The sequence below is a fragment of the Cognatishimia sp. genome, assembly GCF_049116455.1.
In the GTDB taxonomy this organism is placed as follows: Bacteria; Pseudomonadota; Alphaproteobacteria; order Rhodobacterales; family Rhodobacteraceae; genus Cognatishimia.
In genome coordinates this window covers 566,206-590,739 of the sequence record NZ_JAGDYW010000003.1, presented here as the reverse complement: position 1 = coordinate 590,739, position 24,534 = coordinate 566,206, and the positions used below count along the sequence as shown (strand labels likewise).

Below are 24,534 nucleotides of genomic sequence, written 5' to 3'. Positions count from 1 at the left end.
ATCAGGCCCGATGCGCGCCGTCCGCTAGGGACTTTACGAAGTCCAATACTTCCGCCACTGGCTTACCCGCAGCGATCTGACTGACAATGGCAGAACCAACAACCGTGCCATCGGCGATGGAAGCGATTTCTTCGGCTTTTTCAGGGGTGCGCACCCCAAAGCCAACAATCACTGGCAGGTCGGTGCTTGCTTTGATACGTGCCACTTCAGGTCCAACATTGGTTGCCTCAGCAGCCGCCGCACCAGTGATGCCTGTGATCGACACATAGTAGACAAACCCAGATGTATTCTGCAGCACCTTCGGCAGGCGTTTGTCATCCGTGGTTGGCGTCGCAAGGCGGATGAAGTTCAGACCCGCAGCTTGCGCTGGAATACATAGCTCTTCGTCTTCTTCTGGCGGTAGGTCCACGACAATCAAACCGTCAATGCCAGCTTCTTTGGCATCGACTAAAAACTTATCAACGCCACGGTTATAGATCGGGTTGTAATACCCCATCAGAACGATTGGCGTTGTGTCATCCTCTTTGCGGAACTCGCGTGCCAGCTCGAGGGTCTTTTCCAGTGTCATGCCCACTTCAAGCGCGCGCTGACCGGCCAGCTGAATTGTCGCGCCATCCGCCATTGGGTCGGTGAAGGGCAGACCCAGCTCGATCACATCAACGCCTGCACCTGGCAGACCTTTGACGATCTCTAGCGAGGTTTCATAGTTTGGATCACCGGCCATCACATAAGACACAAAGGCCTTTTTTCCTGCGGCTTTTAGTTCAGCAAATTTGGCGTCGATACGAGTCATGATAGCCCCTTAGAAGTCTTGATAGGGGTTTGCCGGTTTTGTTTGGGAAAAGCAATGCCAACTAGCTGTTAGGGGTCTCTCCGCCGACCATGATCATCCATGGAGTGCCGAACTTGTCGTTACACATGCCAAAACCTTCGGTGAAAAAGGTTGCCTCAAAAGGCATAACGACCAGACCGCCTTCAGACAGTTTGGCGAATGTCGATTGGGCCTCGGCGAGGGTTTTGGTAACGTGGGACACTGCAAAACCAGCCTGCGGGATTTTTGGAGAGCCTTCGGGGTTGTCACTGCACATTAAGACCGTGTCACCGACGTTTATTTGTGCATGCATCATGCGGTCATCGGTTGCGGGCAGACCAACATCCGGCGGCGCTTCGGAATAGGGCATCTTCATCACGCTATCCGCGCCAAAAACTTTGGCGTAAAAATCGACCGCATCAGAGCACGTACCGTCAAAGAAAATATATGGGGTAAAAGACATGGGACCTCCTATTTTACTTGGGTAAAATGACCATGCTGAAGGTAACACAGCTTGCGCCACGTCCAAACCTTGCATATGAGCAGGTCGAATTTGTAACAGGAGACCAGAATGGGCTTTAAAGTTGGGATCGTTGGGCTGCCGAACGTCGGTAAATCCACCACGTTTAACGCACTGACCAAAACTGCGGCCGCACAGGCTGCGAACTTCCCGTTCTGTACCATCGAGCCAAACGTTGGTGACGTGGCGGTTCCTGATGATCGTCTGGACAAACTGGCAGCGATTGCCAGTTCCAAGCAGATCATCCCAACCCGTATGACCTTTGTGGACATCGCTGGTCTGGTCAAAGGGGCATCCAAAGGCGAAGGCCTTGGCAACCAGTTCCTTGCCAACATCCGCGAAACAGACGCGATTGCCCACGTGCTGCGCTGCTTTGACGATGATGACGTGACTCACGTGGATGATCGTGTTGATCCGGTGGCAGACGCGGAAACCATCGAAACCGAGCTGATGCTGGCCGATCTGGAAAGCATCGAGAAACGCCGTCAGGGCCTGGTGCGCAAGATCAAAGGCAACGACAAAGAAGCCAAAGAACAGGACCGTCTGCTGGCTTTGGCGCAGGAAGCGATCGAAAACGATCGTCCAGCGCGCACGGTTGAAATCGATGCCGAAGACGAAAAAACCTGGAAAAGCCTGCAGCTCTTGTCCACCAAGCCTGTGCTTTACGTCTGTAACGTCGGTGAATCTGAAGCTGCAGAAGGCAATACACACTCTGCTGCTGTGGCCGAAATGGCTGCCAAACAAGGCAACACCCATGTGATCATCTCAGCCCAGATTGAGGAAGAGATCAGCCAGCTCGATGCGGAAGAAGCAGAAATGTTCCTCAGCGAAATGGGTCTGGAAGAGGCGGGTCTGGACCGCCTGATCCGTGCAGGTCATGACCTGCTGCAACTTGAAACCTATTTCACTGTTGGCCCCAAAGAAGCGCGCGCTTGGACTATCAAAAAGGGCACTGCCGCACCTCAAGCGGCGGGCGTGATCCATGGTGATTTCGAACGCGGCTTCATCCGCGCCGAAACCATTGCTTACAATGACTACCTCGAATTCAAGGGTGAGCAGGGTGCCAAAGAAGCGGGCAAGATGCGCGCTGAAGGCAAGGGCTATATTGTGCAGGACGGCGACGTGATGCACTTCTTGTTCAATACCTGATCCCGTTTTCGGGAAAATTTGAAACTGCTCCTCGCAAGTGCGATTCACCTCGCGCTTGCGTTGTCATTTCTGTTTCGCAATAACGGGCGATCCTTCTTAGTTTATGAAGGGGCAGAGATTCAGAGGAATAATATAAATGACAAAACTGATTATTGATACCGATCCGGGCGTTGATGACGCGATGGCAATTTTCTATGCCGCTGCCGCCTCTGAAATCGAGCTGCTGGGTCTGACAACCATCTTTGGCAACGTGACCGTCGAAATGGCAACACGGAATGCTTTGCGCCTGGTCGAAGCTGCCGGTCTGGATATTCCAGTGGCTGCTGGTGCCAACACGCCGCTCGCTTTGCCGCCATTTAAACCGTCCTTCCATGTGCATGGCGATGAAGGCTTTGGCGACATCCCGGCTGTCTCGCCGAATGGGGCGGCGATTGACGAATCTGCGGCTGATTTCCTCTGCCGTATGGCGCGTGAGCACAAAGGCGAGCTAGTTGTGTGCCCCATTGGCCCACTGACCAACATTGCCCTGGCCATCCAGCAGGATCCTGATTTTATCGCCAATGTGAAACGCATTGTTTTGATGGGTGGTAGTTATCGTGAAGGCGGCAATATCACGCCCCATGCCGAAGCCAATATCTACCACGATCCGCACGCTGCCGAAGTTGTCTTTGCCAGTGGGGCAGCTGTGGAAATGGTTGGTCTAGATGTGACCCACCGTATTCTCTGCACGGCTGAGGACTTTACCGAAATGGCGGCAACAGCGCCAACACTTGGCGGCATGTTACAGGACATGAGCCATTTCTATCTGGAGTTCTACAAATCCGTCGGCAAACTCGATGGCTGCTCACTACACGATCCGGCTGCGGTCATCGCCTGCACACACCCAGAATGGTTTACCGCTGAGAAAGTCGGCATCGAAGTCTCCTGCGACGGGGACACCTCGGGTGCGACGATTGCCTCCAAAGACGGACGCGTGCCGACGGCGGTTTATACAGCGGTTGAGGCTCAAAAGGTCAAATCGCTCTTCATGGAACGCATCGCACAGCTTTCCTGATCCGACAGATACAAGAGGGTGCCAGAGGGCGCCCTTTTTCTTTGTGAAGACCTTCAAAAAAGTGACAAAAACTGCTTGTCCTCCACCGGGCTAATCATTACTACCAGTTCTCGGAGACGTGGCCGAGTGGTCGAAGGCGCTCCCCTGCTAAGGGAGTATACGTTAACGCGTATCGAGGGTTCGAATCCCTTCGTCTCCGCCATCATTTCATTTTCCTTTTTTATCTCAGGGGCTTGATTTGAGTTTCCGCGAACGAAGCAAATGTGTTCGCCGAGTTTCGAACCACCGTGGCGGTTCAATTGATTCAACTCAGATGAATAGGAAGTCATCTTGGCTCAAAGCCGACAGTTGGGTGTTTTGCAAGCTAAGGCTATCTCCATCACCAAAATCAAACAGGGTATCGTTTCCAGATTGCATGGCCAGATCAAGAACATCATTGAAATTCTCAACTCCTTCAACGCTCAATTGGATCGTGTCACTTTGTGACTGCCCCCACCAATAGTCATAGCCGTCTTCAAAGTCGCTTATTGTGTCAGCGCCATCGCCGGTTCTGAAGATAAAGGTATCTTGATCGTACCCACCAGTGAGGATGTCATCTTCAGCTCCGCCCGCAAGCGTATCGCGGCCTAAGCCACCATTCAGCGTATCCGCGCCGTTGCCTCCGATAAGCACATTGCCGGAGTTATCACCCGTAAGAACATCACCATACGCAGTGCCCGTGAGGTTTTCGATGGACCACAAAGTATCGCCGTCTGCATCGCCTCCAGCTGCGCTCGCTCGTGACCACCAACCATCCGTACTCTGATTACCTAAAGTGATCGAAACAGCTGCAGGAGACGTGGCGTAGTCAGCCGTGTCTTGTCCCAATCCTCCGACCAATTGATCCGCGCCTGAACCTCCTGACAAGACATTGTCACCTGCACCTCCACTAAGATAATCATCTCCAGCTTCGCCGTGCAGATGGTCATTCCCCGTGCCCCCCCAAAGCATGTCCAATCCATCGCTGCCACCAAGACTGTCGTTTCCAGCACGGCCAATCAAACGATCGTCGCCAGCGTTCGCTGTTAGAACATCGGATCGCTCGCTGCCATAAATCTGATCGTCAAAAGCAGACCCCACAAAGCTCTCAATACTCACGAAAAAATCGCCTTCAGCCTCACCTGTGTTTAGCAATGGGTTTAGCAGATCAATGTGTAGCTCTGTATTTGCATCAGCGAAGCTAGCTTCATCAAACCCGGCACCGCCATAGAGGGTATCAGCGCCAACGCCACCGATGAGGATGTCGTCTCCGTCTCTGCCATAGAGAGTATCGTCCCCCCAAGCCCCTCTGATTATGTTGTTACCGCTGTTTCCTGTAATCTTGTTGTCTGCAGCATTTCCAGTCGCTGCCAGGTCGCTATTCCCGGTAAGAGTTAAACTCTCTAAAAATTGGCTGTGCGTACGAAGCGAAAAATCGATTGAGGCATAGACATGATCCAGCCCGTGACCTTCGAATTCAAAGACCTGATCATCGACATCGTTCACAAAAAATATGTCATCTTCTGAAGTTCCGACCATTTGATCAACAGCATCTGTGCCATGAACGTATGAACCTGAAGGTATGGATCGCCAAAAAAGCTCTTCCACTAAGGCCTCCGCCCAAGTGGTACTGAAGCTATCAGAATAATGTAGGCCATCAGAAAATTGCTCATTTGGAGCAACCAGAAATTCTGAAGCCACGTCGTCAGGATCAAGAGTAGCCACCCAATCGTGCTCGTTTGATAATTGACGCAAGACGTCTTGCATTGGCTGCCAATTGAGCCGTGTGGATGCGGTTGGGGCGTTGTCAGACAGATTGGATATAATAACCGGAGCATTTTCGGCACCAATCGCATTCGGTCCAAATTCGTCGATCAAGGCCTGCTTTAGTCCCTGGTGAAGATCAAAGAAATCTTGCGCATAGTCCTCAACTCGGGAAAATTCGTAGGTGTCTGCCTCTCCTTGCAACCAAATGACACCTCCGAAGCGGCTGTTCGGATTTTCGTGTAGGGCATCAATTGTGCGCTGGGTCATCAATGCTGGCAATTCGGTTGGCGTATCCCAGTCCAAATTGTCGTTTCTGGACCGTGTCAAAGGCGCACCGCCAGCATACGCGCGGACTAGTTCATAGTTCCCCGCGCCGTATCGTTCATTAAGTGCCGTTTCGATTTCACTCGAAAGTCGAGATGCGTTGCTTTGCCCTGCTAGGACAATAATTGTTTTTCCCATATCTGGCCTCCGAAGCACGTTCGCAGAAAGCCAAATATTTCTTAAGTTTCATTTAGGTTTGCCAAGCAAAACCTTGGAAAGTTTGTAAAATAAATTGAGAATTTTTTTGGTTAAACGAACTAAGTGCTAAATGGCATGTCGACTCTGCATCATTTGTCAAACCTGAGTTTTCGTAGTTGAGCGATCTTCGCTTCACTCAGTTTTTGAACGCAAACACAGCCCTAAAAGTACCAGAAACCTTCATGTTTGTGCCAAATTAAGAACAAGTTCGCCGCGTTTAACTTGCTGGACCCTAATGTCTTTCATTCGAACCATTCTAGCAAAGCGATAGTAAGCCGTGTATTCAGACCTTCCTGCCCAGTCATTTTGGCGTAACTGTCGGGAAAGTAGTGATTTTCTTGCAGATTGTATCTATCAGCCAAAGTTCTCACTGAAACCTGGAATGAAGGTTGCGACCGCCGGAAGCTGCTTCGCTCAAAACATTGGCCGTTACATCCGGAGGTCTGAATTAGACCTGATAGAAACTGAGCCCACTCCCAAGCTCATGCCTGCCAATGTCGCTAAAAAATATGGCTATGGTCTTTATTCCGCACGCTACGGCAACATCTATACCCCGCGTCAATTACTACAATTATTGCAAGACGCAGAAGTGGGACATCTTCGTAAGGCCGCTTTTTGGGAAACGGATCAACGGTGGTTTGACGGTCTGCGACCGAACACAGAGCCTGAAGGTTTTGAAAGTATCGCAGAGTTAAAGAAAATGCGTTTGGATCATCTATTGCGCGTCAGAAACATCTTTCGCGACGCAGATGTTTTTGTCTTTACTCTTGGGCTTACGGAAGCCTGGAGAGCAATACAGTGCGGCACGATATTCCCGACAGCTCCTGGGGTTGTTGCTGGAACATTTGATGAGGACCTGCATGAATTTGTTAATTTTGGTATTGCGGACTGCCTAGAAGACATGGTCGCGGCGATTTCAACAATGAGATCCTTCGCGCCCAACCTTAAAATTCTGCTGACTGTTTCGCCTGTTCCGCTGACAGCAACGGCTAGTGACAATCATGTCTTAAGCGCAACGAGCTATTCAAAATCAGTGCTTCGTGTCGTTGCTGAAGAGCTTGTTAACTCGGACCCAAATATTGATTATTTCCCGTCATATGAGCTGATTTCTGGCATTCCATTCGCGTCACAGTTTTATGAGAAAAACCTTAGAAATGTTGAAGCTCAAGGCGTTGATTTTGCGATGCAAACCTTCTTTTCAGCGCACAAAGACCTGTCACTCAAAGAGGCCTCTGAAACGGGGCTAAATTATCGACCTCAGCAGAGCAATGAAGCGGAGACATCTGAAGTCTGCGAGGAAGCATTACTGGAGGCGTTTGCGATTAAATGACCTCAAATCTTAGAATTTGTTTAATCGGCAATTCTCATGTCGGGATGTTGAAAGCAGCAAGTGCAAATCAGCCGGTTGATCTTTCGGTCGTTGCAAAGCCCGGTCTTCAACGTGAAGAGCTGGAGATCAAGGATGGGTTGCTGACGGCGCAACATCCTGATCTGGTTAAGTTCATGAAGCGCTCGGGTTTGCCGAACACAGTCAGCGTCAACGAATTTGATGTTATTGTCTTCGTTGCGATGAACGCCTCTGCGTTCTCTGCTGTTAGGATGCTGCAGGCCCATAATCTTTGTGTGACGAACGACAACGTCGTTAAGTCTGATAGGTACAAACGCAGGGCCTATATTTCATCAAGCGCATACCATGATGCTTTGACAGAAGTTAATCGATTGGGACTGTCTTGGCAGATCGCACAAGACTTACGGCAAGCTTCCAACGTTCCAATTATATTTGTTCCGCAACCTCAGCCTTCAGTTTCGCTTCTTGACGATAAATCTCGGTTTCGCGGCTTTCACAGAATGCGCGAGCTGGGGCTGGGTGAAACGATATTTGATTTCCAAAACCGTAGCTTCGCTGCAGCGTTTTCAGAGTTTTCGAATTCACGGGCACTGATGCAGCCAAGGTGGACGCTTGATGACGGTTTTTTAACTGCAGTGAAGTTTTCACGCGATGCGACTAGGCTTGATGGGAAATCAAAACAGCCAGAACAGGATATTCTGCACGCCAATGCCCTTCTTGGTGAGGTGTATTGGAGGCGTATCTTTAAATTGATCAACTAGATCGCCTTCCAACATGCAACGGAATGAGCACCTCACCGATAAGGCACTACAAAGAAACGCTGTCCAATAGTGTCTGGCGATCCAGCTCCGTGTCAGGTCGGTTCAAAGTGACTTCGCCGCGTTTTAAAACAACGAAATTATCCCCAAGATCATAGGCAAAATCAAAGAATTGCTCGACCAGGATGATGGCCATATCCCCTTGATCTCTAAGGTATCTGATTACGTCGCCGATCTGCTTAATGATATTGGGTTGAATACCTTCCGTGGGTTCATCCAACAAAAGAAGTTTCGGCTTCGTTACCAAAGCGCGTGCGATCGCCAATTGCTGTTGTTGGCCTCCTGATAGATCTCCACCGCGTCTGTTGCGCATGTCTTGCAACACAGGGAAAAGCTCGAAAATTTCGTCTGAAACCAAGCGATCGCTTTGATCCAGACATGCGAAACCCGTTTCCAAATTTTCACGCACGGTCATCAAAGGAAAGACATCGCGGCCTTGAGGCACATAGCCGACACCCATTCTGGCAAGCGTGTAAGGTTTGGCATTCAAAGGCACGTTTTTTTGATCCAGCGTCACCGACCCGCTAGATCGGGGATGTGTGCCAGATATTGCTTTCAGAAGGCTGGTTTTACCAACCCCATTTGACCCCATCAGGCAGGTGACCTTGCCGACCTCCGAGGTCAGGGAAACGTCGTAAAGAATTTGGGAGTGCCCATAGTGCAAGGACAGATTTTCAACATTCAGCATAGTTTAGCGTCCCAAATAAACGTCAATGACTTCAGGGTTTTGTGTGACGTGATCGATAGAGCCTTCCGCCAGAACAGAGCCTTCGTGCAGCACCGTCACTTTGCAGTTTAATCGGCGCACGAACTCCATATCGTGTTCCACCACAACCACGGCGCGGGTTTTCGCTGCCTCCACCAGAATTTCGGTGGTTTTTTCGCGCTCTGATACGGTCATGCCGGCGGCAGGCTCATCCACCAGAAGCAGGCGAGGATCTTGGGCCAACAACATGCCGATTTCGAGCCATTGCTTTTGGCCATGGCTCAGTTCACCTGCGTTGCGTGTCAGTTGCTCAGTCAGGTTGATTTCCGCAGCCAGCGCCTCGATCCGCGCTGCACCTTCGGTGGATTTGCGATAAAACAGCACTTCAAAAGGGCCACGTGGGTTTTTTAAAGCCATGGCTAGGTTTTCGCGCACGGTTTGATTTTCAAACACCGTGGGTTTCTGGAATTTCCGCCCGATGCCTTCACGGGCGATCATGCTTTCGGATTTACCGATCAGGTTGATGGATTTTTCGCCCCATAAAACGTGTCCTTCATCCGGTTTGGTTTTACCTGTGATGATGTCCATGAAGGTCGTTTTGCCTGCGCCGTTGGGGCCAATGATGGCGCGCATTTCTGGCTCGGCAATCTGGAAGGCGAGGTTGTTGATGGCTTTAAACCCGTCAAAGGACACCGAGACGCCTGATAGTTCTAAAAGCGTGCTCATGAGGCGTTCCTTTTCAGTTTGTCAAAGATCATGCCAATTCCACCGGGGAAGAAGAGAGTGACGGCCAAAAAGGAGACGCCAAGCAAGACAAGCCACCATTCGGTCCATTGGATGGTGTAGAAGCCAAGGTTGATGTTTGGGGCACCACCGCCGGTGAACCAGCTGGATAAAAGCGACACAAAAGCGGTGCCGATGACCGCGCCATAAAGGCGACCGCGACCGCCGATCGCGACCCAGACCGCCAGATAGATCGAGGCGATTGGGGCAACTTCGGCTGGGTTGATGATACCGGCTTGCGGATAATAAAGCGCACCCGCGATACCCGCTACAACAGCGGTCAGCGTAAAGATAAAGAGCTTATAGCTTTCAACGTGGTAGCCGAGGAAACGCACACGCGCTTCATCATCGCGAATGGCGCGGATCACGCTGCCCATTTTACCGCTCAGAACGCGCGCGAAGAGCACATATCCCAGCCCTAACGCGATTGCAGAGGCCCAGAAGAATGCCATGGAAATGACCGACTGCGGGACGGCCTCAAAGCCCGGGATGTTTTGTAGGCCAGACAACCCGTTGTTGCCGCGCAGACCACTGTCGTTTTGAAAGAGATAAAGCGCCAGGGCGAGTGTCATGGCTTGGGTCAGGATCGACAGGTACACGCCTGTGACGCGGGACCGGAAGGCCAGCCAGCCAAAGACCAGCGCCAGAAGGCCGGGCACCAGCACCACGAGTAGAAGCTGTAACGCCAAGCTGTGTGAGAAAGCCCAGATCAGAGGAAACTCGGTGGATCCCACCACGCCAAAGATCTGCGTGGCGATGGCGTCGTTTATTTCGGTTGGTGTTGGTGGAATGGTCCGTTCCGCCAAGTTCTGCGTCACGATGGTTTCCGTACGCGCATACATTAGCCACATGCCAACTGCGTAGCCACCGATGCCGAAGAATGCAAAGTGGCCGAGAGACAAGATCCCGCAATAGCCCCAGACGACGTCCATGGCGATGGCCACCAAACACAGGCAAAGCACCTTGCCGAGTGTCTTCACAAAAGAAGTCGAGATCACTCCGGCGCCCGTTGCTTCTGCCAGAACAGTGACACCAAAGGTGAATAGACCAAGACAGGCGAGGAACCAAAGAACGGATGGGTTTTCTGCAAAAAAGCTCTTACGCATCGGATCAATCTCCTGCCGCGCGGCCTTTGAGGGCGATGATGCCCTTTGGCCGGAATTGAATGAACAGGATGATGAAGAGGATCATATAGGTCTGTGCCGCCAAGGTGTTGGATGGATTGAGCCATTCCACACCCTTCTGGAAAGTACCGATCATTGCAGCACCTGCGAGCGTACCCCAGACATTACCTACGCCGCCTACAACAACAGTCATGAAGGACTGCACGATATAGTCAGAGCCCATTTCAGAGGTCACTTTAGCAAAGAGACCAATAGCCACGCCTGCGATTCCCGCGATGCCTGAGCCTAGACCAAATGTCATCATTTTGATCTTATCGGGGTTAATGCCCATAGAGGCCGCCATGCGCGGATTCTGTGTCACGGCGCGCACCTCAAGACCCAAGCGGGTTTTCTTGAGGATGAACAGCAGTAATCCAAGAAACAGCAAGGCCAGTACAAAGATCGCGATACGGATATAGCTGATTTGCACGACGTCATTGATGATCCAAGCGCCATCCAGCCAGCCCGGAGAAGTCAGCGGACGTGCCTGCGTTCCAAAGATGTTCTTCGCCAGCTGTTGCAATGCGATGGAAATACCAAACGTCGCCAACAGGGTTTCCAGCGGTCGGTTGTAGAGCCAGCGAATAACCAATCGTTCCATGGCGACACCTGCCGCAAAGGTCACGATAAAGGCCAAGGGTAGGGCGACGATGAGCGATGCGGTGTAATTGGGCACAAACTGCTGCACAACATAGCCCGTGTACGCGCCCATCATTATGAATTCACCATGGGCCATGTTGATCACGCCCATCACGCCAAAGGTGATGGCGAGACCTACGGCTGCAAGGAAGTAGATCGATGCCAAAGAAATCGCATCTAGGCTCAGATCAAAGAATTGGTTCACGCCAACGCGGGTTTGCACTGAGGATTGGGCTATCGTGGCAGCGTCTGTAACAGCGCGATCTTGCTCTAAGAAAACACTGTGAATTTGGAACCTGTTTAACGCGGCGTCGATTGATGCTTCTGTAGCGCGTTCAGGCACCAGACCTTCTGTGACCAATGCATCGTAAGCAGTGTTGCGTTTTGTCAGGTCATTGAGTTGCGCAATAGGAACCCCGGCGATTTTACCGCCATCGACATGGTCTTCTAATGCAAGTCGCAGCTCGTTGTCAGACAGAACAGGCGGCAAGCCTTTCTCGGAGACCAACAGGTCATAAGCTTCTTCTCGAGAGATGTCTTTTCCAACAACAAGCGTCGCAGCCAGATTGGCCTTTGTTTCGCCTTCTGAGACTTCAAATTTCGTTTCAAGAATTTGCGAGAGGATCGCCCGCCCATCAACGCTCAAATCATTAGCGATAATTTCAATAGCTGCGACACGGTCTTCGCTATTCTCGCCAAATCGGGCACCGAGATAATTGGCCAGTTTTTCTTTGCGGGCCTTCAGTGCGGCGTTTGTTTCGTTGTCAATCGATCCCATCAACGGTGCAAGCATACTGCCCGCCATATTGCGCGCGATGGCGTCCACCGCACCGGTGCGCCGTGTCAAATCAGGATCACTTAATTGGAATTGCACCAAGGCAGAGGCGATTTCTTTGCGCACGCCACCGTTGGGTTTGATTTGTTTCGCAGCCTTTGGATCGACTGTGGAGACGATTTCTTTGGTATCGATGTCCGTCAACACCAGACCATCAGCCGACTTTGCACCGTAAAAGAACAGCCCATCGTCTTTACGGCTATACACTTCTTTCCCCTGCCAGTTTTCAAGAAACTCCGGAACGTTCGAAAGCCCCGATGCAACTAATGTGTCAAGCGCAGGGCCAACGGTTTTGCGCGATGGTTTTGCAATGGTTTTCTGATGGTCCTGCAGCAGGCTTTGTAGCTCTTGCGCGTGCGCCGTCAGTGGCAAGCACATCAGTGCCAGCACCATGGTGAATATGCGGATCATAGGGAAAGTCGCCGTTTAATTTGGGGCCAAGGCGAAACGTCGCCTTGGCCGATCGTTACAGGATCAGATTAGTAGTTGGATTTGATCTGAACACAGGAGCTTGTTTCGGTGTTGTACATACCGCAACCCAGCTCTTTCCAGTCAGACTTCAGAACAGCGGATGCTGGCAGGAAGTCTGTCCATGCATCGCCCGGAACCTCAGTGGTCTTAGAGATGATGTCGAACTGACCGTCTGCTTGGATTTCGCCAATCAGAACTGGTTTCGCCAGGTGGTGGTTTGGCAGCATAACCGCTGTACCGCCTGTCAGGTTCGGGAACTCTTGACCATACATCGCTGTGCGCACTGCATCGACGTCTGTAGTGCCAGCTTCTTCAACCGCGTTTACCCACATGTTGAAGCCGATAAAGTGAGCTTCCATTGGGTCGTTGGTCACACGCTCTTCACCTGCGAAGGCTTTCCAAGCATCGATGAATTCTGCGTTCACATCAGATTCTGCAGACTGGAAGTAGTTCCAAGCCGCGAGGTGACCCTCAAGGTTGGTTGTGTCCAGACCGGACAGCTCTTCTTCACCTACAGAGAAGGCAACCACTGGGATGTCATCCGCAGAAATACCGGCTGCAGCCAGTTCTTTGTAGAAGCCGATGTTTGCGTCGCCATTGATGGTCGAGATTACGCCAACGGATTTACCGTCTTCACCAAGGGCCACAACGTCAGCAACGATGGTTGCCCAGTCAGAGTGACCAAACGGCGTGTAGTTCACAAAGATATCGTCTTTCGCGATGCCGTTGTCTTGCAGGTACTGTTCCAGAATGTTGTTGGTCGTCCGTGGGTACACATAGTCTGTGCCCAGCAGAGCGAACTTTTCAACACCCAGCTCTTCTAGGAAGTAATCCACCGCAGGGATCGCCTGTTGGTTCGGCGCGGCACCTGTGTAGAAGACGTTTTTGGAGGACTCTTCGCCTTCGTATTGAACAGGGTAGAACATCAAGCCGTTTAGTTCTTCAAGAACCGGCAGAGCAGATTTACGCGACACGGATGTCCAAGACCCAAAGATGACGTCTACTTCGGATACAGTCAGCAGCTCGCGTGCTTTTTCAGCAAACAGCGGCCAGTCAGACGCTGGGTCCACAACCACAGCTTCAAGGTCACAGCCCAGAACGCCACCCTTGGCGTTTTGTTGATCCACCAGCATCAGCATGGTGTCTTTCAATGTGGTTTCAGAGATTGCCATGGTGCCAGACAGCGAGTGCAGAACACCGACCTTAACAGTACAGTCAGCAGCCATAGCCGCAGAACCAGCAATCGTCAGAGCGGCAGCGCTGGTTAAGGTTTTTGCGAATTTCATCATATTAACTCCTCGCGGAGCTCCCGTCGCATTGCACGAAAGCGCGCAAACGCGTAGCAAGGTCTCCGCAACGTTTGTTGCATTTCGTGTGGCGGTCTTTCCGAGGTCCAATCGATTGGCCGTCACACTCCCAGTATCCCCAAACGAGCATGAAGCCCGAGATCAGGTGGCCTTATGAAGGTCGCTGAATTGGCTTGGTTCAACTTTTCAGGCCGAAACGTTGTTCCTTTTGAGGGCGGTGTTTAATTTTTAATCAAAATTACCCATGCTCGCCTAATTTTCTGGCATTCACCCATGCTGCAATGCCGAATTTTCACGCGAAGTGGTCACTTCCTGACGTGTTTGACCAAGGATGCAGCAGAACTGTTTTGGGAATCATACCATAATAAATGCTGCCACATATAAAGCCGAGAATGCGATCGGACCCGTGCCGCGTACAAAGGGCGCGTTAACGCTTTCTTCAAAGTTCGTTGAAGGTCGCAGCCGTATTGACCGTTTTCGAACCTCGGGCGCGATGAAGGCCTTGTTCCCACGCGCCGAGGATCTGCAGGCCATTCTTATTAATACGTCAGGCGGTCTGACCGGTGGCGATCAGATCGACATCGTGGCCAGCGCTGGTGCAGGCAGTTCGCTGACGTTAACCACCCAAGCGGCAGAGCGTGCATACCGTGCTCAAGGTGGCCGCGCGCGTATGACAAGTGACCTGCAGATTGAAACAGATGCGCAGTTAAATTGGCTCCCACAAGAAATGATCTTGTTTGAAGGATCAGCTTTGGATCGTGGGCTGACCGTGGACCTTGCAAAAGGTGCGCGCTTTTTGATGGTTGAACCCATCATCTTTGGACGCACGGCCATGGGGGAAATCCTGACTGAGGTCTCGTTCAGAGATCGCGTTAAGCTAAACCGCGGTGGTCATGCGCTGTACTGGGATGGACTCGATCTAAACGGCGATACAATGAAACACCTTGCACGGCGGGCAATCGCTTGCGGGGCAGGGGCCATGGTGAGCCTTGTCTATGTCGCCCCGGATGCAGAGGCCCACTTGGATGCCATCCGGCGCAATCTGCCTGACACAGGCGGGGCGAGCCTTCTGGCACCGGATCTTTTGACCCTTCGTATGGTCGCGGCTGACAGCTTTGAGCTGCGCCGCACCCTCATTCCTATTCTAGAGCGGTTGACCAAAGACCAGCTCCCAACCTCTTGGAGACTTTGACCCATGAACCTGACCCCGAGGGAAAAAGACAAGCTGATGGTGGCCATGGCCGCTGAAGTTGCACGCAAACGTCTGGCGCGCGGCGTGAAGCTTAATCACCCCGAAGCGATTGCCCTCATCACCGACGCCGTTGTTGAAGGCGCGCGCGACGGGCGATCCGTTTCAGACATGATGCAAGCAGGGGCCGAAGTCGTCAGCCGCGACCAATGCATGGCTGGCATCGCCGACATGATCCACGAGGTGCAAGTCGAAGCAACCTTCCCGGATGGCACCAAGCTTGTCACCGTTCACAACCCAATTCGCTAAGGAGATACCCCATGAAATCCGCTGTAAAATTTGCATCCGTTCTGCTTCTGACCGCAACACCAGCCTTGGCGCATGAAGGCCTTCATATGCACCCTCATGGTTCCGAAAACTGGATCGCTGGAGCCGCGTTGATCGGCACGTGTTTAATTGTCGCTGCCGCTAAGCATTTGATCCGCAAACCTGCGGAGCAGCGGTCATGATCCCGGGAGAGGTCTTTGCTGCCCAAGGCGAATTGGTTCTGAACGAAGGTGCCGAGGCGATCACGTTGATGGTTGCCAACACCGGCGACCGCCCTGTGCAGGTCGGCAGCCATTACCATTTTGCAGAAACCAATCCGGGTTTGGAGTTTGACCGTGACGCTGCATACGGCCTGCGTCTGGACATCGCCGCTGGGACCGCTGTGCGCTTTGAACCTGGCCAACGCCGCGAAGTACATCTGATCCCAATTTCCGGTGCTCGCAAAGTCTATGGGTTTAATCAAAAAGTTATGGGGGCGCTCTGATGCCAGCAACCATCAAACGATCCGACTATGCCGCGATGTTTGGCCCGACAGTGGGCGACAAGGTCCGATTGGCAGACACTGATTTGATCATCGAAGTCGAACGCGACTTGACCGGTCCTTACGGCGAAGAAGTGAAATTTGGCGGCGGGAAAGTCATCCGCGATGGTATGGGCCAAGCTCAGACCACACGCGCAGAAGGGGCCGTTGATACCGTCATCACCAACGCGCTGATTGTGGACCATACCGGTGTCTATAAGGCGGACGTCGGCCTACGCGATGGACGTATCCGTAAAATCGGCAAAGCGGGTAACCCAGATACCCAGCCGGGTGTGAACATCATCGTGGGACCGGGCACAGAAGCCATCGCAGGTGAAGGTCGTATCCTCACAGCGGGTGGTTTTGACAGCCACATCCACTTCATTTGTCCACAGCAGATCGAAGACGCTTTGCATTCGGGTCTTACCACCATGCTCGGCGGAGGCACCGGGCCAGCGCATGGGACATTGGCAACCACCTGTACGCCCGGTGCCTGGCACATTGGTCGCATGATGCAGGCGGCAGATGCTTTCCCGATGAACCTGGCCTTTGCCGGCAAAGGCAACGCTTCTCTGCCAGCGGCTTTGGAAGAACAGATCAAAGCCGGTGCTTGTGCGATGAAGTTGCATGAGGACTGGGGAACGACGCCAGCGGCCATTGACTGCTGCCTGTCGGTTGCGGATGCGATGGACGTGCAGGTCATGATCCACACCGATACGCTGAACGAAAGCGGTTTCGTGGAAAACACCGTTGCAGCCATGAAAGGCCGCACCATCCATGCCTTCCACACCGAAGGCGCCGGTGGAGGCCACGCGCCGGACATCATTAAAATCTGTGGCGAAGAGCATGTTCTGCCGTCGTCCACCAACCCGACGCGCCCGTTCACCGTAAATACCATCGAAGAGCACCTCGATATGCTGATGGTCTGTCACCACTTGGACAAATCAATCCCCGAAGACGTGGCTTTTGCCGAAAGCCGTATCCGGCGCGAGACGATTGCTGCCGAGGACATTCTTCATGACATGGGGGCGTTTTCGATCATCGCCTCAGACAGCCAGGCCATGGGCCGTGTCGGCGAGGTGCTGATCCGCACCTGGCAAACCGCTGATAAGATGAAGAAACAACGTGGGCGTTTGGCAGAAGAGACCGGAGACAATGATAACTTCCGAGTGCGCCGCTATGTTGCGAAGTACACGATCAACCCGGCCATTGCGCATGGGTTGAGCCAAGAAATTGGTTCTGTCGAAGAAGGCAAACGCGCCGATCTGGTATTGTGGGATCCTGCCTTCTTTGGTGTGAAACCAGAGATGGTCTTACTGGGTGGTACCATTGCCATGGCGCAGATGGGTGATCCGAACGCGTCCATTCCAACGCCGCAGCCAGTTTACTCTCGTCCGATGTTTGGCGCATATGGTCGTTCTGTGGAAAATTCTGCTGTGACCTTTGTGTCCGAAGCAGCGCAGGCCGAGGGCATCGGTGACACGCTGGGCCTTGCGAAATCAACGCTGGCCGTGCGCAACACCCGCAATATCGGAAAGTCCGATCTAAAGCTGAACACCGCCACGCCGAAGGTCGAAGTGAACCCTGAAACCTACGAAGTTCGCGCAGACGGCGAATTGCTGACCTGTCAGCCGGCAACTGAGCTGCCGATGGCGCAGCGTTACTTTTTATACTGAGGTTTATGATCATGTTGCCACTGGCTCAATCCCTGCACCGTCATTCTCATGCAGATCACTTTGATACAGTCACCCTGTCTTATGACGGGCGGTTTTTGCGACGCAAACGTCTGGAAACAGACGGCGGGACATCCTTTGTCATTGATCTCGAAAAAACCGAGTCATTGGATCAAGGCGATGCCTTAGAGTTATCGGATGGTCGATTGATTGAAGTACGCGCCGCGTCAGAAGAGATTCTGGTTGTTACTGGAGACAACCTGCAGCGTTTGGCCTGGCACATCGGCAATCGTCACACGCCGTGTCAGATCGAGGCCAATCGCCTATTGATTCAAAATGATCCGGTGATCAAGCACATGCTCGCGCATCTTGGGGCGCAGGTCGCCGAGGCGGTGGAACCCTTTACGCCAGAAGGCGGGGCATACGGGCATGGTCGGACCCATTCCCATGAACATGGCCATTCCGCACATGATCATTCCCATGCTGAGTGACGCAAAACTTCTAACATTAACGCAATGGCTGTCGCCGGCGTTTCCTCTCGGGTCATTTGCATATTCGCATGGGGTAGAGCAGGCGATCCGGAGTGGGTGGATTGCCGAGCCTTCTGATCTGCAAGACTGGCTTGAGGATATTCTGCGACACGGATCTGCACATTCTGACGCTACTTGGATACGCTTGGCACATGACGCTGAAACGACAGCAGAGATCGAACAGTTGAATGCGCAATGTCGCGCCTATGCGGCTTCGATTGAACGTCTGCGGGAAGGGGAACGGCAAGGGCAGGCCTTTGCGCGCGTGGTGTCCGAAGTCTGGTCTCTCTCGTTGCCCACGTTGCAGTTCCCGGTCGCGCTGGGCCGGGCGGCCCGCTTATCTGGGCTGCCGATAGACATGGTTGTCACCCTCTACTTGCAGGCCTTTCTGGGCAATCTTGTCTCCGCAGCGCAACGACTGATGCCTTTGGGGCAGACCGATGCGCAGGCCATTCTGTCGCGTCTGAATATGGATTGCATCAAAGTCTCGGCGCAGACTGCGCAGCAAGGCTTGGACGATATATCTTCCAGCGCCTTTCTCTCTGACATCGCGGCCATGCGCCACGAAACGCTTCAACCAAGGATATTTCAATCATGACCCAAATGAATGGCCCACTGCGCGTGGGGATTGGCGGCCCGGTTGGTGCAGGCAAGACCACTTTGACCGCGCGTCTGTCTGAAGCTTTGAAAGATCAATTCTCAATCGGTGTGATCACCAATGACATCTACACGCAGGAAGATGCAGAGGCGTTGATGCGCATGCAAATCCTGCCGCAAGATCGTATTATCGGTGTGGAAACTGGGGGTTGTCCCCATACGGCCATCCGCGAGGACGCATCAATCAACCTTGCTGCGGTGGCTGAAATGCAGGACCGTCATTCAGATTTGGACGTGGTTCTGATCGAAAGCGGCGGCGACAACCTATCTGCCACTTTTAGTCCAGAACTCGCCGATTTGACGATCTATGTGATCGACGTAGCCGCAGGTGAAGAGATCCCGCGCAAAGGCGGACCAGCCCTGACACGCTCAGACATTTTGGTGATCAATAAAACCGATTTGGCACCGCATGTGGGGGCATCTCTAGATGTCATGCGCCGCGATGCCAAACGCACGCGCGAAGGTCGGCCGTTCATTTTTACCAACCTAAAGCAGGGAGAAGGGGTAGCCGAGATTCTTGAGACGCTTCTGGGCCAGTCGGGATTGCCGCAACTTGAAGCAAAGGGTGCAGCTTGAGCCTTGCTGCGTTAGTGAATGTGCCGCGTCTATCGCGGCACATTGTTTCGTATAATTCGCGATTATTCCGTTAGGCCAAATAGGTCGCGACAGCTTTGGCGGGCCCATCCTTCCAAATCAGGCTCAGCCAACGGCAGAATGCCTCTTTAAAGACGGCGTTTTTGGCCAGATCATCATAGATCGTGCAAAGTGTTAGCCAAGCCTCGGGCTGCTGTTCACTTTGCAGTGCCGCATCATGCAGCATCGTCCAATTTGGATCATTGTCTTGAATGACTGAGCCGTCAGCCCGCGTACCCGCGCATTGACGCGCCCAAAGGGCTTCTACCAAAGCCAGGCCTTGGATTGATCCGCCGGCTGCCAAAGCATCGCGCAGGATCGGAAGAATGAACTCTTTGTGGCGTGAAGATCCATCAAAGGCCACGCGCCGTGTCGTGTCGCGGATTTCCGAGTTGGAAAACCGCGTGGTGATCAATGACAGGTATTCGGTGGCTGTCATGCCCGGTACATCGGCGACATAGGGGGTGATTTCAGACTGTTCGACCTTTTGAAAGAACTCTGAAATCAGGGGGTTCACCATACATTCAGCGATGGTTTCAACTGACAGAAGCTCCCCAAGATTGGCAAGTACCTGATGCCCCGCGTTTAACACACGAATTTTCATCGCCTCATAGGCATGGACATCGGGTGTGATGATTACATCCACAGCTTCAAGCGGCGGGCGGCCAGCGCAGAAATTGTCTTCGATCACCCATTGACGAAAGTTTTCATGGGTAACTGGGACCGTATCTTTAATGCCAAATTCCTCGGCCAAGGCGCGTTCGTTGGGGCCGGTGGCGGGCACAATGCAATCCACCATGGAGTTGGGGAAACTGCATTGCGTATCGATCCATTGCGCTAAATCTGGGTCGGTTTGATCGGCCAGAGTCACGACGGCTTGCCGGGTGATGCCGCCATTCCCTCGTAGGTTATCGCAGCTTAGAATTGTCATCGGACCTGTTCCTGCGGTCCACCGGGTCGCCAAAGCCGCGACGATCGCACCAAAGACCGTGCGAGGCTGATCTGGCGTGCGAATATCTTTGAGAATGTCGTCGTGGCTTAGATCAAGCCCCCCATCTGTTGGCGAAATGAAATACCCACCCTCGGTGATCGTCAACGAGACGATTTTGGTTGCTGCGTCTGACATCTGTCGGATGAGAGCGCTGTGATCTTCAGAAATCGGCAAATAGTCGATCATTGATCCAATGACTTCGGCTGATTTGTGGTTCGGGGACAACTCGATCAGCGTCGTTAGACAGTCTTGATCGACCAATCTCTGACGCATCTCTTGATCTTGATGACGCACGCTAGCGCCGATGATCGCCCAATCCTGCGCCAGTCCTTTTTGCAATAAGCGGTGGATGTACCAAGCTTGATGCGCACGATGGAAATTCCCAAGTCCAATATGCACAATTCCCGCTGTAAGAGCAGCGCGATCGTAACTGGGCGTACCAACCGACTGTGGCAGGCGTTCCAGACTGTCATTGCTTAAGACCAATGCACTGTCTTTTTGCGATGGGTTTTTTAGCTCATCCATTGGCCACCATCCACGTTGAAACATTGAGACACGATGTAATCGGCTTCTGTCGTTGCCAGAAAAATAGCCATACCCGTCAGATCATCCGCAATGCCCATGCGCCCATAGGGAACGGCCGCGCCGACTTCTTTTTTCTTTTGGCCAAGGGGCTTGTTTTCGTGTTTGGCGAAAAAGGCATCCACGCCATCCCAGTGATCGCCATCCACCACGCCGGGGGCGATGGCGTTTACGTTGATGCCGTGCTCGATGAGGTTCAGGCCTGCGGATTGCGTCAAGCTGATCACCGCAGCTTTGGTTGCACAATAGACCGCGACCAATGGCTCGCCACGACGACCCGCTTGGCTGGCCATATTGATGATTTTGCCGCCTTTGCCACGTGCCATCATATGACGCGCCACAGCCTGCATGGTGAACAGCGTACCCGCGACATTGATGTCAAAGGTGCGCGTGAAGTCCTGGCGCGTGATCTCAGTCAACGGAGCTGCAGTGAAAATTGCCGCGTTATTGATCAAGATATCAATACCACCCAGGCTTTCGGCGGTTGTGTTCACGGCCTGATCAATGCTGTCCTGTTGAGTGACATCCATTTTGACTGAGCTGGCCATATCGCCAAGGGCATTGGCGGTGTCTTCTGCTTGATCAATGTCGATATCAGCGATGGCGACACGCGCGCCTTCGCGAATATAGGCCTCGGCGAACGCGCGTCCAATGCCGCGCGCCGCTCCGGTGATCAAAGCTGTCTTTCCTTCTAGACGCATCAGTCGATCCGAAGCCCTTCAGAGTTGAATTTGTGGATTTGGTCAGCCTGCGGCGTCAGGTAGATCGTATCCCCGTGTTTTACGGTGATGTCGCCAGCAACGCGTACGGTCAGCATGTCGGCGAGCCCCGTGTCATGCACGTGGATAAACGTGTCAGACCCCAGATGTTCCGCAACGCCCACGCGGCCCTTCCAAGCACCATCCGTCATGCTGACATCGGTGTGTTCGGGGCGGATGCCAATGGTGGCAGCGCCGTGTTTTTCAGCCTCCGAACCTTTCACAAAGTTCATTTTCGGAGAGCCAATGAAGCCTGCAACAAATTCATTCTGAGGGCGGTGATACAGATCAAGAGGAGAGCCCACTTGTTCAATCACTCCAGCGCGCAAAACAACAATCTTATTGGCCATGGTCATGGCTTCAACCTGATCGTGGGTCACGTAGATCATTGTGGTTTTCAACCGCTCATGCAGCTCACCAATTTCAAGTCGCATGCCTACACGTAAAGCGGCGTCCAAGTTTGACAGAGGTTCGTCAAAAAGGAAGGCCGCTGGTTCGCGCACAATGGCACGTCCAATGGCAACACGCTGACGTTGACCCCCAGATAGATCGGCAGGTTTGCGATCCAGATAATCATTCAGGTTCAATGAAGTCGCTGCAGTTTCAACGCGTTGGTCGATCTCAGATTGTTCCATCTTGGCCATGCGCAGCGGAAAGCCGATGTTTTTGCGCACGGTCATGTGCGGGTAAAGCGCGTAGGATTGGAACACCATGGCCAGACCGCGTTGGGATGGCGGAACTTCGGTGGCGACATCCCCGTCGATTTCGATCTCGCCAGAAGTAAGGTCTTCAAGACCCGCGATCATCCGCAGAAGGGTGGATTTCCCGCAGCCCGATGGGCCGACAAATACTGCGAACTCTCCGTCTTCGATGGTCAGGTCCAACGGTGGGATGACCTGCACGTCACCAAAGCTTTTGGTCACATTTTTGAGTTGAATACGTCCCATTGTCTTTCCTTATTTCACGGCGCCGAAGGTCAAGCCTTGGACAAGTTGTTTCTGGCAGAACCATCCGAGGACAACGATCGGTCCAACGGCGGCGGCTGATACGGCAGAGAGGCGGCCAAAGAAGAGACCTTCAGGGGCGCGGTTGCCTTCGATCAGCTTTGAAAGTGTTGCAGCGTCTGTGGTGGTCAGGCGGACGGTCCAGTAGGCTTCGTTCCAGCAGAAAATGAAGACCAGAAGGGCCGTCGCTGCGATACCACCCCAAGCGAGAGGGATCAGGATCTCTTTGATCTCGCCTACGGTGCTGACGCCATCCATTTGACCGGCTTCAATGATGTCCTTGGGGATCTCTTTGAAGTAAGTGAACAGCATCCAGATCGCGATCGGCAGGTTGATCAGGCTGAGCACCAGGATGATCAAGAAGTGCGTATCAAACAGGCCTGCTGATTTGGTCAAAAACGTCATCGGATATAGCACGGCTGCCGCAGGAAGCATCTTGGTTGAGAGCATCCACATCAACACGTCCTTGGTGGCCTTGCTCGGATTGAAAGCCATCGCATAGGCGCATGGAATGCCAACAAACAGGGTGAACACCGTGGCGAAGACCGCCGTAATGACCGAGTTCTTGGCAAAGCGCCAATAGTCGTAGTTTTCGGTCATATTGATGTAGTTTTCCAGCGTCGGAGTGAACCAGATCAGGTGTTCTGGCTTCACCGCATCCGCGTCGGTCTTAAAGCTTGTCAGCACCATCCAGAAAATTGGGAAGAAGAACAGAAGTCCCACGATCCACGCGATGGTCGGTCGGCCATAAGTGCCGAACTTTGAGGGTTTTGCAACAATTGCCATGGGTCTTTTCCCTTATTCCATCAATGTCTTGCCAATCATGCGCAGCAAGAAGAAAGCGACGATGTTGGCGAGGATGACTGCGAAGATGCCTGTAGCGCTGGCGGCCCCGATGTTGTTATTGGCGAATTCACCGATCAGATAAGGCAGGTTTTTATTGCCGTTCCCGCGGCTGACGATCTCGATTTCTGCATAAAGCGACAGATGAAAGATCGCCTGGATCATGACCACAATCGCGATAGGGCGAGAGAGGTGCGGTATGGTGAGGAACCGAAATTGCGACCAGGTGCTGGCCCCGTCCAAAACGGCAGCCTCTTTCTGCTGTTGGTCCTCAGATTGCAGCGAGGTCATAAAGATAAGAACTGCGAAGGGTGTCCACTGCCAGGTGACCATGATGATCACCGCATAGGCTGAGGTCTGTGTCGCACGGAACGAAATCGGTTTTAAGTCAGGCCAGAGCGAGAAGAACCAGCCAACGCCCGGTGCCGCTCTTAGGCTGTCAATCAGATCATTGATGCTGCCAATCGCGATGCCTTGCAGGCCAAGGACCGGGTCGAGGATCATGTTGATCCAAAGGACGGCGTTTACGGCTGGCATCACAAAGAATGGTGAGATCAGAAGCACGCGGACGATGCCTTGGCCGGGAAAAGCCTTGTTGATCAGTACTGCAATCAACACGCCGAGGATCACAGTGAGGATCAGAATGCTGCAAACGATGAATAGGCTATTCTGAATGGCGAATAAGAAATCTTTGGATTTTAGAACAAATTCGTAGTTCCCAAATCCGCGCCAGTTGCTAAGGCTTGGGCTGGTCCACTCAGGACGGCGCAGGCTGTTCAGCACGTAGCGGATGAATGAAAAATACAGCGTCATCCCCAGTGGGATCAGCATCCATACAAGCAGCAGCAGAACTGCGGGGCTTTGTAGAAGGCGAGGGAGCTTTCTGTCGGACATGGTCCTATCCTCTCGGCAAAGC

Annotated in this window: 25 protein-coding genes and 1 tRNA gene; 13 read left to right on the top strand and 13 right to left on the bottom strand. The window is 52.8% G+C overall.

The genetic code is table 11. From position 1 onward, the window contains the following. Nucleotide 1: 1 nt before the first annotated feature. The gene (gene trpA, locus JXQ85_RS07860) at nt 2–793 is read right to left on the bottom strand and encodes a tryptophan synthase subunit alpha (RefSeq protein WP_421748340.1); all 792 of its coding nucleotides are present in this window, start codon (nt 791–793) and stop codon (nt 2–4) included. Between the two features lie 61 nt (nt 794–854). After that, entirely contained in the window at nt 855–1,274 is a 420-nt protein-coding gene (locus tag JXQ85_RS07855; RefSeq protein ID WP_421748338.1) for a VOC family protein, read from the bottom strand. Between the two features lie 108 nt (nt 1,275–1,382). On the opposite strand from JXQ85_RS07855, the gene ychF reads away from it, so the two are divergent. The 3 genes from ychF to JXQ85_RS07840 all read left to right on the top strand — a co-directional run bounded on the left by ychF (nt 1,383) and on the right by JXQ85_RS07840 (nt 3,736). Next, on the top strand, nt 1,383–2,480 hold the full coding sequence (gene ychF / locus JXQ85_RS07850) for a redox-regulated ATPase YchF (protein WP_421748337.1): 1,098 nt from the start codon (nt 1,383–1,385) through the stop codon (nt 2,478–2,480). A 136-nt stretch (nt 2,481–2,616) separates the two neighbouring features. After that, nucleotides 2,617–3,534, top strand: a complete 918-nt coding sequence (locus tag JXQ85_RS07845) for a nucleoside hydrolase (RefSeq protein WP_421748336.1) — start codon at nt 2,617–2,619, stop codon at nt 3,532–3,534. A 112-nt stretch (nt 3,535–3,646) separates the two neighbouring features. Next, nucleotides 3,647–3,736 (top strand) — tRNA-Ser (locus JXQ85_RS07840). A gap of 107 nt (nt 3,737–3,843) precedes the next feature. Here the strand turns inward: JXQ85_RS07840 and JXQ85_RS07835 are convergent. Then, nucleotides 3,844–5,781, bottom strand: a complete 1,938-nt coding sequence (locus tag JXQ85_RS07835; protein ID WP_421748335.1) for a calcium-binding protein — start codon at nt 5,779–5,781, stop codon at nt 3,844–3,846. 442 nt (nt 5,782–6,223) lie between these two features. Between JXQ85_RS07835 and JXQ85_RS07830 the strand changes: the two genes are divergently transcribed. Together JXQ85_RS07830 and JXQ85_RS07825 are read left to right on the top strand one after the other, a co-directional pair. Continuing rightward, a complete protein-coding gene (locus tag JXQ85_RS07830; protein WP_421748333.1) occupies nt 6,224–7,171 on the top strand; it encodes a GSCFA domain-containing protein in 948 nt (315 codons plus the stop codon). Then, a complete protein-coding gene (locus tag JXQ85_RS07825) occupies nt 7,168–7,950 on the top strand; it encodes a hypothetical protein (protein WP_421748331.1) in 783 nt (260 codons plus the stop codon). Before JXQ85_RS07830 ends, JXQ85_RS07825 begins: the two co-directional genes overlap by 4 nt. A gap of 46 nt (nt 7,951–7,996) precedes the next feature. Here JXQ85_RS07825 and urtE read toward each other — a convergent pair whose 3' ends face one another. The 5 genes from urtE to urtA form a co-directional block, all read right to left on the bottom strand. Beyond that, nucleotides 7,997–8,695, bottom strand: a complete 699-nt coding sequence (gene urtE, locus JXQ85_RS07820) for an urea ABC transporter ATP-binding subunit UrtE (RefSeq protein ID WP_421748329.1) — start codon at nt 8,693–8,695, stop codon at nt 7,997–7,999. 3 nt (nt 8,696–8,698) lie between these two features. Next, a complete protein-coding gene (gene urtD / locus JXQ85_RS07815; RefSeq protein ID WP_421748328.1) occupies nt 8,699–9,439 on the bottom strand; it encodes an urea ABC transporter ATP-binding protein UrtD in 741 nt (246 codons plus the stop codon). Next, nucleotides 9,436–10,602, bottom strand: coding sequence for an urea ABC transporter permease subunit UrtC (urtC, locus tag JXQ85_RS07810; RefSeq protein WP_421748327.1), 1,167 nt, complete (start codon nt 10,600–10,602; stop codon nt 9,436–9,438). Before urtC ends, urtD begins: the two co-directional genes overlap by 4 nt. A 4-nt stretch (nt 10,603–10,606) precedes the next feature. Beyond that, nucleotides 10,607–12,544: an urea ABC transporter permease subunit UrtB gene (gene urtB, locus JXQ85_RS07805; RefSeq protein ID WP_421748326.1), complete on the bottom strand. Its 1,938-nt coding sequence runs from the start codon at nt 12,542–12,544 to the stop codon at nt 10,607–10,609. 68 nt (nt 12,545–12,612) lie between these two features. After that, entirely contained in the window at nt 12,613–13,893 is a 1,281-nt protein-coding gene (urtA, locus tag JXQ85_RS07800) for an urea ABC transporter substrate-binding protein (protein ID WP_421748325.1), read from the bottom strand. Between the two features lie 424 nt (nt 13,894–14,317). Here urtA and JXQ85_RS07795 point away from each other — a divergent pair, with 424 nt between their 5' ends. Genes JXQ85_RS07795 through ureG form a run of 8 tightly spaced genes read left to right on the top strand, consistent with a single transcriptional unit; the run spans nt 14,318 to nt 19,383 of the window. Then, complete coding sequence (locus JXQ85_RS07795; protein WP_421748324.1) at nt 14,318–15,103, top strand: urease accessory protein UreD; 786 nt, start codon at nt 14,318–14,320, stop codon at nt 15,101–15,103. A 3-nt stretch (nt 15,104–15,106) separates the two neighbouring features. Continuing rightward, entirely contained in the window at nt 15,107–15,409 is a 303-nt protein-coding gene (locus tag JXQ85_RS07790; protein WP_122075017.1) for an urease subunit gamma, read from the top strand. A gap of 11 nt (nt 15,410–15,420) precedes the next feature. Beyond that, the gene (locus tag JXQ85_RS07785; protein WP_421748323.1) at nt 15,421–15,609 is read left to right on the top strand and encodes a hypothetical protein; all 189 of its coding nucleotides are present in this window, start codon (nt 15,421–15,423) and stop codon (nt 15,607–15,609) included. Then, nucleotides 15,606–15,911, top strand: a complete 306-nt coding sequence (locus tag JXQ85_RS07780; protein ID WP_421748322.1) for an urease subunit beta — start codon at nt 15,606–15,608, stop codon at nt 15,909–15,911. Before JXQ85_RS07785 ends, JXQ85_RS07780 begins: the two co-directional genes overlap by 4 nt. After that, nucleotides 15,911–17,623: an urease subunit alpha gene (gene ureC, locus JXQ85_RS07775; RefSeq protein ID WP_421748321.1), complete on the top strand. Its 1,713-nt coding sequence runs from the start codon at nt 15,911–15,913 to the stop codon at nt 17,621–17,623. Before JXQ85_RS07780 ends, ureC begins: the two co-directional genes overlap by 1 nt. Before the next feature lie 5 nt (nt 17,624–17,628). After that, a complete protein-coding gene (locus tag JXQ85_RS07770) occupies nt 17,629–18,111 on the top strand; it encodes an urease accessory protein UreE (RefSeq protein ID WP_421748320.1) in 483 nt (160 codons plus the stop codon). Further along, complete coding sequence (locus JXQ85_RS07765; RefSeq protein ID WP_421748319.1) at nt 18,068–18,748, top strand: urease accessory protein UreF; 681 nt, start codon at nt 18,068–18,070, stop codon at nt 18,746–18,748. The genes JXQ85_RS07770 and JXQ85_RS07765 overlap by 44 nt, the downstream gene beginning before the upstream one ends. Beyond that, the gene (gene ureG / locus JXQ85_RS07760; protein WP_421748318.1) at nt 18,745–19,383 is read left to right on the top strand and encodes an urease accessory protein UreG; all 639 of its coding nucleotides are present in this window, start codon (nt 18,745–18,747) and stop codon (nt 19,381–19,383) included. Before JXQ85_RS07765 ends, ureG begins: the two co-directional genes overlap by 4 nt. Before the next feature lie 70 nt (nt 19,384–19,453). On the opposite strand, the gene JXQ85_RS07755 is transcribed toward ureG, so the two are convergent. Genes JXQ85_RS07755 through JXQ85_RS07735 form a run of 5 tightly spaced genes read right to left on the bottom strand, consistent with a single transcriptional unit; the run spans nt 19,454 to nt 24,512 of the window. Beyond that, nucleotides 19,454–20,956, bottom strand: coding sequence for a mannitol dehydrogenase family protein (locus JXQ85_RS07755; protein ID WP_421748317.1), 1,503 nt, complete (start codon nt 20,954–20,956; stop codon nt 19,454–19,456). After that, entirely contained in the window at nt 20,944–21,717 is a 774-nt protein-coding gene (locus JXQ85_RS07750) for an L-iditol 2-dehydrogenase (RefSeq protein WP_421749040.1), read from the bottom strand. The genes JXQ85_RS07755 and JXQ85_RS07750 overlap by 13 nt, the downstream gene beginning before the upstream one ends. Beyond that, nucleotides 21,714–22,718 carry an ABC transporter ATP-binding protein gene (locus JXQ85_RS07745; protein WP_421748316.1) on the bottom strand — a complete coding sequence of 335 codons (1,005 nt, stop codon included), beginning with the start codon at nt 22,716–22,718 and terminating at the stop codon, nt 21,714–21,716. Before JXQ85_RS07745 ends, JXQ85_RS07750 begins: the two co-directional genes overlap by 4 nt. A 9-nt stretch (nt 22,719–22,727) precedes the next feature. Continuing rightward, nucleotides 22,728–23,561 carry a carbohydrate ABC transporter permease gene (locus JXQ85_RS07740; protein ID WP_421748315.1) on the bottom strand — a complete coding sequence of 278 codons (834 nt, stop codon included), beginning with the start codon at nt 23,559–23,561 and terminating at the stop codon, nt 22,728–22,730. A 12-nt stretch (nt 23,562–23,573) separates the two neighbouring features. Then, complete coding sequence (locus JXQ85_RS07735) at nt 23,574–24,512, bottom strand: carbohydrate ABC transporter permease (RefSeq protein WP_421748314.1); 939 nt, start codon at nt 24,510–24,512, stop codon at nt 23,574–23,576. Nucleotides 24,513–24,534: the final 22 nt, after the last annotated feature.

Coding starts and splice junctions, on each gene's coding strand:
- trpA (WP_421748340.1), bottom strand. CDS start 793: ATGACTCGTATCGACGCCAAATTTGCTGAACTAAAAGCCGCAGGAAAA.
- JXQ85_RS07855 (WP_421748338.1), bottom strand. CDS start 1,274: ATGTCTTTTACCCCATATATTTTCTTTGACGGTACGTGCTCTGATGCG.
- ychF (WP_421748337.1), top strand. CDS start 1,383: ATGGGCTTTAAAGTTGGGATCGTTGGGCTGCCGAACGTCGGTAAATCC.
- JXQ85_RS07845 (WP_421748336.1), top strand. CDS start 2,617: ATGACAAAACTGATTATTGATACCGATCCGGGCGTTGATGACGCGATG.
- JXQ85_RS07835 (WP_421748335.1), bottom strand. CDS start 5,781: ATGGGAAAAACAATTATTGTCCTAGCAGGGCAAAGCAACGCATCTCGA.
- JXQ85_RS07830 (WP_421748333.1), top strand. CDS start 6,224: ATGAAGGTTGCGACCGCCGGAAGCTGCTTCGCTCAAAACATTGGCCGT.
- JXQ85_RS07825 (WP_421748331.1), top strand. CDS start 7,168: ATGACCTCAAATCTTAGAATTTGTTTAATCGGCAATTCTCATGTCGGG.
- urtE (WP_421748329.1), bottom strand. CDS start 8,695: ATGCTGAATGTTGAAAATCTGTCCTTGCACTATGGGCACTCCCAAATT.
- urtD (WP_421748328.1), bottom strand. CDS start 9,439: ATGAGCACGCTTTTAGAACTATCAGGCGTCTCGGTGTCCTTTGACGGG.
- urtC (WP_421748327.1), bottom strand. CDS start 10,602: ATGCGTAAGAGCTTTTTTGCAGAAAACCCATCCGTTCTTTGGTTCCTC.
- urtB (WP_421748326.1), bottom strand. CDS start 12,544: ATGATCCGCATATTCACCATGGTGCTGGCACTGATGTGCTTGCCACTG.
- urtA (WP_421748325.1), bottom strand. CDS start 13,893: ATGATGAAATTCGCAAAAACCTTAACCAGCGCTGCCGCTCTGACGATT.
- JXQ85_RS07790 (WP_122075017.1), top strand. CDS start 15,107: ATGAACCTGACCCCGAGGGAAAAAGACAAGCTGATGGTGGCCATGGCC.
- JXQ85_RS07785 (WP_421748323.1), top strand. CDS start 15,421: ATGAAATCCGCTGTAAAATTTGCATCCGTTCTGCTTCTGACCGCAACA.
- JXQ85_RS07780 (WP_421748322.1), top strand. CDS start 15,606: ATGATCCCGGGAGAGGTCTTTGCTGCCCAAGGCGAATTGGTTCTGAAC.
- ureC (WP_421748321.1), top strand. CDS start 15,911: ATGCCAGCAACCATCAAACGATCCGACTATGCCGCGATGTTTGGCCCG.
- JXQ85_RS07770 (WP_421748320.1), top strand. CDS start 17,629: ATGATCATGTTGCCACTGGCTCAATCCCTGCACCGTCATTCTCATGCA.
- JXQ85_RS07765 (WP_421748319.1), top strand. CDS start 18,068: ATGAACATGGCCATTCCGCACATGATCATTCCCATGCTGAGTGACGCA.
- ureG (WP_421748318.1), top strand. CDS start 18,745: ATGACCCAAATGAATGGCCCACTGCGCGTGGGGATTGGCGGCCCGGTT.
- JXQ85_RS07755 (WP_421748317.1), bottom strand. CDS start 20,956: ATGGATGAGCTAAAAAACCCATCGCAAAAAGACAGTGCATTGGTCTTA.
- JXQ85_RS07745 (WP_421748316.1), bottom strand. CDS start 22,718: ATGGGACGTATTCAACTCAAAAATGTGACCAAAAGCTTTGGTGACGTG.
- JXQ85_RS07740 (WP_421748315.1), bottom strand. CDS start 23,561: ATGGCAATTGTTGCAAAACCCTCAAAGTTCGGCACTTATGGCCGACCG.
- JXQ85_RS07735 (WP_421748314.1), bottom strand. CDS start 24,512: ATGTCCGACAGAAAGCTCCCTCGCCTTCTACAAAGCCCCGCAGTTCTG.